Origin of the sequence: Ahrensia sp. R2A130, assembly GCF_000179775.1 — a bacterium.
GTDB lineage: Bacteria > Pseudomonadota > Alphaproteobacteria > Rhizobiales > Rhizobiaceae > Pseudahrensia.
This window is the reverse complement of sequence record NZ_AEEB01000005.1, coordinates 269,130-280,836: the sequence shown is the minus strand read 5'-3', so window position 1 is coordinate 280,836 and position 11,707 is coordinate 269,130. Positions and strand designations below refer to the sequence as shown.

Annotated in this window: 11 protein-coding genes; all 11 read right to left on the bottom strand. The window is 58.9% G+C overall.

The window, feature by feature from the left end:
- Positions 1 to 146: 146 nt before the first annotated feature.
- Entirely contained in the window at positions 147 to 1,061 is a 915-nt protein-coding gene (truB, locus tag R2A130_RS07655) for a tRNA pseudouridine(55) synthase TruB (RefSeq protein WP_009464464.1), read from the bottom strand.
- A gap of 3 nt (positions 1,062 to 1,064) precedes the next feature.
- On the bottom strand, positions 1,065 to 1,517 hold the full coding sequence (gene rbfA / locus R2A130_RS07650; RefSeq protein ID WP_009464463.1) for a 30S ribosome-binding factor RbfA: 453 nt from the start codon (positions 1,515 to 1,517) through the stop codon (positions 1,065 to 1,067).
- The gene (locus R2A130_RS07645) at positions 1,514 to 1,990 is read right to left on the bottom strand and encodes a YcxB family protein (protein ID WP_198008664.1); all 477 of its coding nucleotides are present in this window, start codon (positions 1,988 to 1,990) and stop codon (positions 1,514 to 1,516) included. The genes rbfA and R2A130_RS07645 overlap by 4 nt, the downstream gene beginning before the upstream one ends.
- Before the next feature lie 62 nt (positions 1,991 to 2,052).
- Complete coding sequence (locus R2A130_RS07640; protein ID WP_009464461.1) at positions 2,053 to 2,454, bottom strand: hypothetical protein; 402 nt, start codon at positions 2,452 to 2,454, stop codon at positions 2,053 to 2,055.
- 4 nt (positions 2,455 to 2,458) lie between these two features.
- Complete coding sequence (infB, locus tag R2A130_RS07635; protein WP_009464460.1) at positions 2,459 to 5,011, bottom strand: translation initiation factor IF-2; 2,553 nt, start codon at positions 5,009 to 5,011, stop codon at positions 2,459 to 2,461.
- Positions 5,012 to 5,180: 169 nt separating this feature from the next.
- Complete coding sequence (locus R2A130_RS07630; RefSeq protein ID WP_256364872.1) at positions 5,181 to 5,822, bottom strand: RNA-binding protein; 642 nt, start codon at positions 5,820 to 5,822, stop codon at positions 5,181 to 5,183.
- A complete protein-coding gene (gene nusA, locus R2A130_RS07625; RefSeq protein WP_009464457.1) occupies positions 5,822 to 7,483 on the bottom strand; it encodes a transcription termination factor NusA in 1,662 nt (553 codons plus the stop codon). The genes R2A130_RS07630 and nusA overlap by 1 nt, the downstream gene beginning before the upstream one ends.
- 45 nt (positions 7,484 to 7,528) lie before the next feature.
- Entirely contained in the window at positions 7,529 to 8,170 is a 642-nt protein-coding gene (gene rimP / locus R2A130_RS07620; protein ID WP_009464456.1) for a ribosome maturation factor RimP, read from the bottom strand.
- 173 nt (positions 8,171 to 8,343) lie between these two features.
- The gene (locus tag R2A130_RS07615; RefSeq protein ID WP_009464455.1) at positions 8,344 to 9,504 is read right to left on the bottom strand and encodes a pyridoxal phosphate-dependent aminotransferase; all 1,161 of its coding nucleotides are present in this window, start codon (positions 9,502 to 9,504) and stop codon (positions 8,344 to 8,346) included.
- Positions 9,501 to 10,919: a pyridoxal-dependent decarboxylase gene (locus tag R2A130_RS07610; RefSeq protein WP_009464454.1), complete on the bottom strand. Its 1,419-nt coding sequence runs from the start codon at positions 10,917 to 10,919 to the stop codon at positions 9,501 to 9,503. The genes R2A130_RS07615 and R2A130_RS07610 overlap by 4 nt, the downstream gene beginning before the upstream one ends.
- Entirely contained in the window at positions 10,919 to 11,632 is a 714-nt protein-coding gene (locus R2A130_RS07605; protein WP_009464453.1) for a fumarylacetoacetate hydrolase family protein, read from the bottom strand. The genes R2A130_RS07610 and R2A130_RS07605 overlap by 1 nt, the downstream gene beginning before the upstream one ends.
- Positions 11,633 to 11,707: the final 75 nt, after the last annotated feature.

The following is an 11,707-nucleotide window of genomic DNA, read 5'->3' as shown; positions in this document are numbered from 1 at the left end:
AGCAGGATTCGAACCTGCGACCTTCGCCTTCGGAGGGCGACACTCTATCCAGCTGAGCTATGGGTGCGCCGGGGTAGGAATAGACGCGCTTGAGGCTTGCTTCAATGGCAAATGTTTGGCTGAGACTTGCTATCACAAGCAGCTAGCTAATTTTGCACCAGCACGCGGCGGGGCTGGAAGCTGCCTTTTTCTATATTGCCGATGGCGATCAGGTCGCCACGGTGGATGGCGCAGACGTCTTGTTCTTCTACCGGCGCGTCGCGGCCGCGCAGGATGATGGAGTTTCCGAGGCCAACGCGGCGGGCTTCGTCCGATGATAATTTGATTTCAGGAAAACCGTCCATCGCTTCGAGCGGGCTGATGAGATGTTCGTCTAATGCGGCGAGATCACCTTCGAGTTCGAGCAGTTCGGACAGCGGTATCGCGTCTTCCTCTTCGAAAGGTTCGACAAAGGTGCGGCGCAGGTCGCGAATGTGGCCGTGGCAACCCAGGCGTGCGCCCATATCGCGGGCCAGTGCGCGAACATACGTGCCTTTGCCGCAGGTGACCTCGAACACCGCATGGGTGTCGTCGGGAATGTCCACTAACTCGAATGTGTCGATTTCCACGGGACGGGCTGCAAGCTCGACTTCGCGCCCGGCGCGGGCTTCGGCATAGGCGCGTTTGCCGTCGATCTTGATTGCGGAAAATGCTGGCGGCACCTGTTCGATGGTGCCGGTGAAGGACGGCAGCAGGGCTTCGATATCGTTGCGGGTAGGGCGTTCGTCGCTGCTGGCGGTAATCTCGCCTTCTGCGTCATCAGTGTTGGTGGAAGAGCCCCAACGCACTGTGAAGCGGTATGCTTTTTGGCCGTCCGTCACATAGGGCATGGTTTTGGTGGCCTCGCCGAAAGCGATGGGCAACACGCCAGTGGCGAGCGGGTCCAGCGTGCCCGCATGGCCTGCCTTTTGCGCGTCGAACAGCCAGCGCAGTTTGCCGACGGCTTGGGTCGAGCCCATTTCCAAAGGCTTGTCGAGCACCAACCAGCCGCTTACGGCACGGCCCTTCTTACGGCGACCCATTGCTCAACCGTCCTTCCGGTCGAGCCGCTTGGAAGAGCGACCTTCCAGACGAATGTCGGGGCGGTTTTCTTCCGGCTCCACCAGATCACGCTTCACGGCGTCCGATTTCAACAAGGCGTCGATCCTGGCGAAATTTTCAAAGCTCGTGTCTTCGCGGAAACGGAATGTTGGCATAGAGCGCATTTGGGAAAGATGGGGGCCGGAGCGACCGCGCAGGAACCCTTCAGCACGGCCGAGCGCCTTCAACACGGCTTCCATATCACCGCCGCCGAGGAGCGAGACGTAGCAGTTCGCGATCTTCAGATCGGCGGTCATACGGACTTCGGAAATGGTGATCATCGCGGAAGCCAGCACCGGATCGTCCAGCTGTTCACGCGCGAGCACATCCATGAGCGCGTGGCGCACGAGTTCTCCGACGCGAAGCTGGCGCTGCGATGGGCCTTTGTTCTTTTTCATTTATTCGCTCCTGCGAAATTTTGTTCGGCAAGCGCCCACAGTGCTTGCTGGTCCGCCTCGTCCGGCATGGTGCGCAGCGGAATGATGATAGCTTGCACCTTATTGACCCAAAAAAAGAAATGGCGCGGCGTGCGCGTCAATTTGATGACCGTTCGCCATTCCATATCAGATGAAATGCCGCCACCTGCGGAATGGATGCCAGAGGGCGCAAATTTCGTTTCGATGGCGGTGCCGTGGAGTGCCAGTTTGCGATGATAGAAACGTGCAAAATACTTCGGCAAAACCATTCGTGCCAGCGGGATAGCGATGAGGAAGAAACCGCTTAGCCCCAATAAGAGCGTAGCTTCCTCAAAACCTTTCCTCGACCAAACCCACAACCCGACGCAGAATGAAAATGCGAAGAGTGAGAGCAAAATATAATATGCCGTCGTTTTGACACGTGGCAAAACATGCCGCTCGCGATCTGCCATCATCGCAGCTAGATCGTCGGGCTGCAGATCATAGGTAATGGTGAAACTAGCCTCTGTCATAAATTTCATTCACTCGAAACTTGCTTCTTCGCCCAAACGGCCAATGTCGCGACGAATACGAAAAGCCACACCCCGAATGCCCAGCGCGGTTCCATGAGGCACCCTTCTTTGACACCAGACTGAATGAGGTGACGTATTCCTTCGTTTTTGGTTGTCATATCGAGATAGGCAGACATAGCGAAGAGCGCGGGCACAATACTGGCAACCAACCAAACCCATGCTCTCCAGAGCATGAAGCCAGCGACACCAAAGAGAAGCACCGTGCAGACAACATAGAAAATCGGCGCACCAAGGACCGTGTTTCCCATCTTGTCACAGACTTCAGCATAGGCCGGACTGATCCAAAGATAACTCGCCGCGACGACGCAAACGAAACGATGGATCAATCCGGCCAGGCCGAATTGCAATAGTTTAAGCCTCCAGCGAACGGTCGATCATTTCGACCGTGAAGCACTCGATGCGATCGCCTTTGCGCATGTCTTCGTATTTTTTGAAGGCCATGCCGCACTCGGTGCCGCTGTCCACACGCGCGACTTCGTCTTTGAAGCGTTTAAGCGTGGCGAGTTCGCCTTCGTGGATGACTACATCGTCGCGCAGCAGGCGAACGCCCATGCCGCGTTCCACGTGGCCTTCGGTGACGAGGCAACCGGCGACCTTGCCCACTTTGGAGTGGGTGAAGAGTTCCAGAATGTCGGCGTAACCGATGAAGGTTTCGCGGCGCTCCGGTGCCAGCATGCCCGACAGCGTGTCGCGAACATCATCGATGAGGTTGTAGATCACCGAGTAGTAACGGATCTCGATGCCTTCGCGCTTGGCGAGGTCGAGAGCCTGTTTGTTGGCACGCACGTTGAAGGCGATGATCGGTGTTTCAGATGCCATGGCCAGCGTCACGTCGGCTTCGGTGATACCACCGGCGCCGGAATGCACGACCTGTGCCTGCACTTCGTCGGTGCCAAGACCGTTGAGCGAGGATACGATGGCTTCGACCGAACCCTGCGTATCGGCCTTGATGACCAAAGGTGCCAGTGAGGCGCCTTTTTCCTGCAGGACCGACATCATCTGTTCCAGCGAACCGCGCTGACCGGCCTGAGCGGCAACCAGCATCTCGCGGGCCTTGCGGGCGCGATAGTCGGAGATTTCACGGGCGCGGGCTTCGCTTTCCACGGTGACGATTGTGTCACCGGCAGAAGGCGCACCGGAAAGACCCAGAATTTCGATCGGTGTCGATGGACCGGCTTCTTTCAGCTGGGTGCCGTTGTCGTTGAGCATGGCACGAACGCGGCCCCACTCTGCGCCCGCCACGATGATGTCGCCGATATTGAGCGTACCGCGCTGAACGATGGCTGTTGCCACCGCACCGCGGCTTTTGTCCAACCGTGCCTCGATCACGACGGCTTCGCCTTCGCGGTCAGGGTTGGCTTTCAGCTCCATCAATTCAGCTTGCAGATTGATGGCGTCGAGCAGGTTGTCGATGCCGTCACCGGTTTTGGCGGAAACTTCGACGTCGAGAATTTCGCCGCCCATGCCTTCCACGAAGACCTCGTGCTGCAGAAGCTCTGTGCGAACTTTTTGCGCGTCGGCACCTGGCGTGTCCATTTTGTTGATGGCCACGATCATCGGCACACCTGCAGCTTTCGCGTGCGAAATGCTCTCGATGGTTTGCGGCATGACGCTGTCGTCTGCGGCCACCACGAGGATCGCGATATCGGTCGATTCCGCACCGCGCGAACGCATGGCGGTGAAGGCCGCGTGGCCTGGAGTATCGAGGAACGAGATTTTCTTGCCGTCGCGTTCGATCTGATAGGCGGCGATGTGCTGAGTGATGCCACCGGCCTCACCGGCTGCAACGCGGGCTTCACGAATTTTGTCGAGCAACGATGTCTTACCGTGGTCGACGTGACCCATAATGGTGACGACCGGCGGACGGACAACCATATCGGCGTCGTTGTCCGGCTCTTCACTGGTGGCGACATCGACGTCAGCTTCCGACACGCGCAGAACGGTATGACCCATTTCTTCGGTGATGAGCTGCGCCATATCGGCGTCGATCAGATCGCCCGGCTTCATCATCTGGCCCTGGGCCATGAGAAGTTTCACCACATCCACGGCGCGTTCCGACATGCGGTTGGCGAGTTCCTGAATTGTGATCGTGTCCGGGATCGTCACTTCGCGCATCACCTTTTCGCGTGGGCCGGAGCTTTTCTGGCCGCGTTTTTGTTTGTCACGCTGGCGGCGCATGGAAGCGAGCGAGCGGGAACGTGCAGAATCGGCGGTCAGCGCATTCGACAGGGTAAGTTTCGTGCGGCGACGGTCATCTTCGGCCTTGGGGCGTGAAGGTTTCGGTGCTTCTTTGGGCCGTTCGACGGCGCGCAACGCGTTGGGCGCTGCACCTGACTTGGTGATCGCGTCTGGATCGGCAGAAGCTGCAGCAGCAGATGCATCAGCTGCCGCCATACGGGCGTCTTCCGCTTCCTTCTTGGCCTTGGCTTCGTCGTCGATGACTTTGCGCGCAGCAGCGGCAGCTTCATCGGCTTCGCGTTTTTCGCGGGCCTCACGGGCGGCAGCGTCTTCGTTTTTACGACGCTCGGCCTCTTCAGCTTCTTTCTTGGCGTCCTCGGCCTCACGGATTTTCGCTTCTTCAAGCGCGCGTGCGCGGGCATCCATTTCGCCACGGGAAAGGTTGCCACGGTCGACATCGATTTTTGGCTTGGGGGCAGCCGCTGCAGATGCTGCACGGGTTTCCGGCGCGGGCTGCGGTGGTGGCGGGGCGACCGACTCGGTCTTCGGCGCGAACACCGCTTTTTCTTCGCCGCCGCCCGGTTTGACGATACGGCGTTTCTTCGTCTCGACCACGACCGAATTGGTTCGGCCATGGGAGAAGTTCTGGCGTACCGTACCCGGTGCGCGGGGCTTCAGGGACAAGGTGCCCCGTTTTTTGTCATCGCCCGTCGTGCTGTCGCTCATGCTGTGTGCTTACCCTTTTTGACCCCCTTGGTTATGCGGGGCCGGTCTCATGAATGTCTCATCGTGTTGCCGACATTATCGTGGCAACCGTTTTGTCGTGCGTTTGACCATCGAAATGGCTCCGTTCACGGTGTTTCGGTTCTCTATTATTCCGTCAGCCGGTAATTCGTCATTCAGCGCGATAGCGCTCCAGCTGTCGGATGCGGGATAGCGCGTTTTTCGCTGCCCCTCCAGTCGTCATGGCTGCGTGTATCACATGAGTCGCCCCTAAAGCCAAACTCATTTGATCTGCGGTAAACGCGCGGATGAGAGGAATACCATCCTCTTCCCCCGTCGTGGAGAAGATTGCCTGCCGCAACTTGCGCAATCCATCATCAGCACCATCGGTCGCATGCAGCAAAGCCAACGCTTTGTCGTTGCGGATAAGGCTGTCCACCTTGCCGGAGCCTGCGATACATTCACCGGCTTTGCGGGCAAAGCCCAGCGCATCGAGCGCGCGAGTTTCCAGCAGCGCGTCCACCATGTGGGGAAGGTTATCTGCCACCGCAATCTGCTTTTTGAAGCCGCGAGAAAATGCGCGTTTGGCGATGGCCTGCTCCAACGTGGCGCGGTGGGTTTTCACCCATGCCCCGCGCCCCGGCAGATTGCCCTTCAAATCCGGCACGGCCGAGCCATCCGGCCCGCAAACGAAACGAATCATTTCGCCGGAGGCCGGATCGCCATGGTCACCCGTGACGATGCAGCGGCGTTCCGCCATCCGGGTTTCCAGCTCTTCTTCTGTGGGGTCGGGGTCTGCCGTGTCCGTATCGATCAGTAAGGTGCCTTGATGGTTGTGTCCTCGATGACGTTGACCACGTCTGGACGCACTGCTTCTTCTTCGACCGCTTCTTCTTCGACCGGCTCCGGCTCGCGAAGATCTTCTTCGGTCACCCAGCCTGCTTCGATGCGGGCAGCCATAATCATTTCGTCAGCCTGCACACGCGACAACCCGAAGGTCGACAGCGGACCGGTGTGACGGATGAGTTCGCCGTCCTTGCGCTCGTTGTAACCGATGAGATCGTCGGCCACGGAGCCTGCGAAATCTTCCAGCGATTTGATCTCTTCGTCGGACTCGCCGAGCGCGACCATCATGGCCGTTGTGATGCCTGGCACCTGACGCAGATCGTCGGCAACGCCGAGTTCCTTGCGCTTGGCGTCGAGGCCCTGCTCTTTTTTCTCAAGGAATTCCTTGGCACGGGCCTGCAGTTCGGCAGCGGTGTCATCATCGAAACCTTCGATCATGGCCAGCTCGTCCTGCTCGACATAGGCGACCTCTTCCAGATCGGAAAAGCCTTCCGATGCCAGAAGCTGGCCGACCATCTCGTCGACGTTGAGCGCTTCGGTGAAGGTGGAGGTGTTGGCGCTGAATTCTGCCTGACGACGACCGGACTCTTCTTCTTCGGTCAAAATGTCGATGTCCCAGCCGGTGAGCTGCGACGCGAGACGCACGTTCTGGCCACGACGACCGATGGCGAGCGAAAGCTGCTCGTCGGGTACGACGACTTCGATGCGGGCCTTGTCTTCATCGAGAACAACTTTGGCGACTTCAGCGGGCTGAAGTGCGTTGACGATGAAACCGGCAGCTTCTTCCGACCACGGAATGATGTCGATTTTTTCGCCCTGCAATTCGCCGACGACAGCCTGCACGCGCGAACCGCGCATACCGACACAGGCACCCACAGGGTCGATACCGGAATCGTTGGAGATAACGGCGATCTTCGCGCGGGAACCCGGATCGCGGGCAACGGCGCGTATTTCAATGACGCCGTCGTAAATTTCCGGCACTTCCATCTGGAAGAGTTTCGCCATGAACTGCGGATGGGTGCGCGACAGGAAGATCTGCGGGCCGCGCTGTTCGCGACGCACGTCGTAGATGTAAGCGCGAACGCGGTCGCCATAGCGGTACATTTCGCGCGGGATCAGCTCGTCGCGGCGGATGATCGCTTCGGCGCGGCCAAGGTCCACGATGACGTTGCCGTATTCGACCCGCTTGACGGTGCCGTTGATGATTTCGCCGGTGCGGTTTTCAAATTCGGCAAACTGGCGGTCACGTTCAGCGTCACGCACTTTTTGCACGATAACCTGTTTGGCGGACTGGGCGGCGACGCGGCCAAAGTCCATCGGCGGCAGAAGTTCACCAATATGAACACCAAGCTCGGCAGCTTCGTTCTTGTGCTTGGCGTCTGCCAGCAGGATTTCCGTGTCAGGGTCTTCGACCTTTTCGACCACAAGAAGAAGACGCTGGAGTTTGATTTCGCCGGTCTTCTCGTTGATGTCGGCGCGGATGTTGGTTTCCAGACCGTAGCGGGCTTTTGCCGCTTTCTCGATGGCGTCTGCCATGGCGTCGAGCACGATCTTGCGGTCGATCGATTTCTCGCGGGCGACCGCATCGGCGATCTGCATCAGTTCCAGTCGGTTGGCAGCTACGGCCATGAGGGTATCTCCCTAGAGGTGCCGGCGGAACCGGCGTAATTTCGTTTAAGAATTGTCAGTATCGGCGTCGATATTCTTGTTGGCCTCACGAAGCGATTTGTCACGCTTCAGCGCTTCGCGGATGAGATCATCTGTCAGCACCAGCGAAGCGGATGCGATGGCGTGCAGCGGAACGTCGGCATCTTTATCCTCGCCGGATGCGGCATTGTCGCGGCGCAACTTCACTATCTCGCCGTCGACAGCCACCAGTTTGCCGCGAAAGCGTTTGCGGCCATCCACCAGATATGCCGTCTCGATCTTCGCGGTGTGGCCGGTCCATGTTTCAAAATCGGAACGGCGCACGAGCGGGCGATCAATGCCCGGCGAGCCGACTTCGAGGTTGTAGGCCTGAGTGACAGGATCTTCGACATCCAGCACGGGCGACAGCGCTTTCGATATGATCTCGCACTCGCCCACCGACATGGTGCCGTCCGGGCGTTCGGCAAAAATCTGCATGGTCAGGCCGTTATGGTCCACCATGCGTACGCGCACGAGGCGGTAGCCGAGGTCTTCGATCACCGGCGCGATGACGGACGCAACCTTGGCGTCGAGGCCTTCCTCTTTAACGAGGCGGGCATCTGCACGGTCGTTTTCTGTAAGGGGGGGCATGGCTTCGGACACGATATTCTCCAATTGGCTTTCAGGCATAAAAAAGAGCGGGTCTCCGAGGAGCCCACTCTGACGAATGTCTGAGATGTTGAGTTGGATATAAGCCTCTGTAGCAGTCTTGGCAAGAGCGCGTTCTTCGTTGCTTGCACCCCTAAACCGGGCCCGACCACACTGGTCATCTTCGCCTACGCGGGGATGACAGCTGTGTGTTGTTAGAGAACACCCACCAACCGCTCGGCCGCCTCACGCAAATCATCTTCCGGAACCGTTAGGCTCAACCGGATGAACGCCTTGGCCTGCGAACCGAACGACCCACCCGGCATCACCGATACACCATGGTCCAGCGCTTTGCGCGCGAACGCTTCGCCGTCCATGCCGCTGGCCGAAACATCAACCAGCATGAACATGCCCGCTTCCGGTACCATGGGTTTCAGCGGTGTTCCATCGAAACAGGCCTTCACCGCTTCAATGCGCGACCGATAGTTCGCGCCCATTTCTGCGGCAGGATCATCATCGGATTTCAGTGCCGCTTCCACCATATCGGCGATGAAAGGCTGGTTGCCGAACAGCACCGCTTCGCTGACAGATTGCGCCTTGTCAGCAAACCACAGCGGCGAGACAGACCAGCCCGCGCGGAAGCCGGGGGCGGCGTGGGATTTTGAAAGCGATGAGACGACCACCGTGCGTTCGGCCAGCCGCGCATCATCGAAGGGCGAGGCGAAGGTGCCGGAATAGACCAAAGGTTCGTAAACCTCGTCGGACAAAATCCACAGATCGTGCGCTTCGCAGACCTCGCCGATGGCTCCGATCTCGGGAGCGGAAAGCGTGGCACCGGTGGGGTTGTGGGGGGAGTTCAGCAAAAGCACTTTGGAGGATGATGTGATCGCGGCTTCCAACTGATCCGGCGTAAGGTGAAAGCCGTTCGCGGCCTCCATCGGCACCGGCACGAATTGCGCGCCGCTGGCCCGAACCACGGATTCATAGGTGGCGTAATAAGGGTCCGGCAGCAGCACATCGTCGCCAGCTTCGGTGAGCGATAACATGCACAATGAAAGTGCCGCCTGCGTGCCGGGAAAGGACAGCACCTGTCGCGGGTCGATTGTGCGACCCGTGCGTGCGGAGTATTTCGCAGCAATCGCAGCCACCATACCCGGCTCCCCACGCCCTGCCGCATAGCCGGTGCGGCCATCGCGCATAGATTGTGCGGCGACCTCGATCAGCGCAGGCGGGGTGGGAATATCCGGCTCACCGATGGTCAGTTCGATCAAGTTCTCGCCCGCTGCGAGACGCTTGCGACCTTCGAAATGAACGTCCCAACGGGCCGCACCCAGATTGGCCAAGCGGTCGGTGATGGAGGCTGTCTTGAGTGTCATCTGGCGGCGATTTCCGTGATCGTGTCATAGGCGATGTCGATATCATCGCGTGTCATGTCGAACTGGCCCGTGACGAAGCGAATGGCAATGCGACCTTCGAACTTCGTTTGGGTAAGATAGATGCGACCGTCATCATTGATGGCGTCCACCAGCGCGAGGTTTCGTTCATCGTCGCCTTCCACTCGGAACGAGAACAGTGACAGCACCGGCTCGGTGACGATCTCGAACCCATCCGTTTCGCGCAGCCGTTCGCACAGGTTTTCGGCCCATTCCACATGATTGCGAATGCGCTGGCGCAAATCTTCCAAGCCGTGAGCGCGCAGCAAAAACCAAACTTTCAACGCCCGAAAACGGCGACCAAGCTGGATCGACATGGACGACAGATCGGTGATCTCACCAACCTCTCCCTTCGCCGGCTCCGCCTTGGTTCTCGTCTTCAGATATTCCGGCTCGATGGACAGCGTATCGCGCAGCATGGCCGGATCGCGCACGAGATGGAGCGAACATTCCATCGGCACCCCCAACCATTTGTGCGGGTTCAACACTATGGAATCCGCCTGCTCCACATCCGCCCACAGGTGGCGGAATTCCGGACAGATCATAGCGCTGGCAGCCCATGCTGCATCCACATGGACGAAAAGGTTCTCGCGTTTCGCCAGCGCGCAGATTTCCGCGCAATTATCGGTATGCCCGACAGACGTGCCACCCACGCAAGCCACGATGCCCGCAGGCACATGGCCCGCCGCGCGATCTTCTGCGATCGCACGTTCCAGCGCGGCCACATCCATCGGAAACAGCGGTCCTTCGCCGGTGGTAATTTTCACCAGATTGTCCTGCCCCAATCCCGCGACCCACAGTGCCTTATCGATGGACGAGTGCGTGCCGCCGGAGGCATAAATTCGCAAATTTGGCTTGCCGGACAGGCCTTCTTTATTGCCCGTAAAATTCAACGCCCGTTCCCGCATGGTCAACACGGCGCACAAGGTGGCGGAGGATGCGGTGTCCTGAAATGTGCCGGTGAAACTGTCCGGCAGGCCAAGGGCTGCGCGCAGCCAATCCACCATTTTCAACTCCAGCTCGGTGGCGGCGGGTGACGTCTGCCACAACATGCACTGACTTGCGAAAGCGTTGGCAAGCTGGTCGCCCACAAGTGCGGCCTGTGCGGCGTTCGATGTGAAATAGGCGAAGAAGCGCGGGTGCTGCCAATGGGTCATGCCATCGGGAATGATGCTTTCGAAGTCGGCGAATATCGCCTCCATCTCCTCACCGAGTTCCGGTGCGGCATCTGCAATCTGCGCGGCAACATCTCCCGGTTTCACCTGCGCCCGAACAGGTCGGTCGGCCACGCCATCACGGTAGTCTGCAGACCAGTCGGCGGCGCGGTGCGACCACGCACGGTAATCGATGTCACGCATCAGCGGTCTGCCGCTACGGTGAAGGCGACCTGACCAATGCCCTCGATTTCACCCTCGACACGTTGGCCCGAAAGAAGCGGACCAACACCGGCGGGTGTCCCTGTCATAATCAGATCGCCCGGGCGCAGCGTCACATAAGTGGAAAGGTTCGCGACGATTTCCGGTACCTTCCATACCTGTTGGGCCAAATCACCATCCTGCTTCAACTCGCCATCGACAGAGAGTTTCACCGCGCCACTTTCCGGATGCCCGATGTCGGATGCAAGCCGCAGATCGGAACACGGGCATGAGAAATCGAAACCCTTTGCCATGTCCCATGGACGGCCACGCTTTTTCGCTTCCGCTTGCAAATCGCGACGGGTGAGGTCGACGCCAGCGGCATAACCGAACACATGTGACAGTGCATCGCGCACGGAAATATTCATCCCGTGCTGGGCCACCGATGGACCGATGGCGACCACGAGTTCCATCTCGTGATGCAGGTCTTCAGTATGACTCGGGTATGGGACCACATCATCCTGCGTCAGGGCGTTGGCGGGTTTGGTGAAGAAGAACGGCTCTTCGCGGTCCGGGTCGCCGCCCATTTCCACAACGTGGTCGGCATAATTACGCCCGACGCAAAAGATCCGCCCGACGGGAAAAATATCCTCGGTGCCCGTGATGGGCAATTCTGTTGCGGGCAACAGGTCGAAGGCAGGAACGGTGAGCGACATGATGATAACCTTTCGGTTGGCGGGTATGCGTCTCCTTACCGCGTTTCAAACCGCGCAACCACACCTTGAAAATTA

Coding starts and splice junctions, on each gene's coding strand:
- truB (WP_009464464.1), bottom strand. CDS start 1,061: ATGGGTCGCCGTAAGAAGGGCCGTGCCGTAAGCGGCTGGTTGGTGCTC.
- rbfA (WP_009464463.1), bottom strand. CDS start 1,517: ATGAAAAAGAACAAAGGCCCATCGCAGCGCCAGCTTCGCGTCGGAGAA.
- R2A130_RS07645 (WP_198008664.1), bottom strand. CDS start 1,990: ATGATGGCAGATCGCGAGCGGCATGTTTTGCCACGTGTCAAAACGACG.
- infB (WP_009464460.1), bottom strand. CDS start 5,011: ATGAGCGACAGCACGACGGGCGATGACAAAAAACGGGGCACCTTGTCC.
- nusA (WP_009464457.1), bottom strand. CDS start 7,483: ATGGCCGTAGCTGCCAACCGACTGGAACTGATGCAGATCGCCGATGCG.
- rimP (WP_009464456.1), bottom strand. CDS start 8,170: ATGCCTGAAAGCCAATTGGAGAATATCGTGTCCGAAGCCATGCCCCCC.
- R2A130_RS07615 (WP_009464455.1), bottom strand. CDS start 9,504: ATGACACTCAAGACAGCCTCCATCACCGACCGCTTGGCCAATCTGGGT.
- R2A130_RS07610 (WP_009464454.1), bottom strand. CDS start 10,919: ATGCGTGACATCGATTACCGTGCGTGGTCGCACCGCGCCGCCGACTGG.
- R2A130_RS07605 (WP_009464453.1), bottom strand. CDS start 11,632: ATGTCGCTCACCGTTCCTGCCTTCGACCTGTTGCCCGCAACAGAATTG.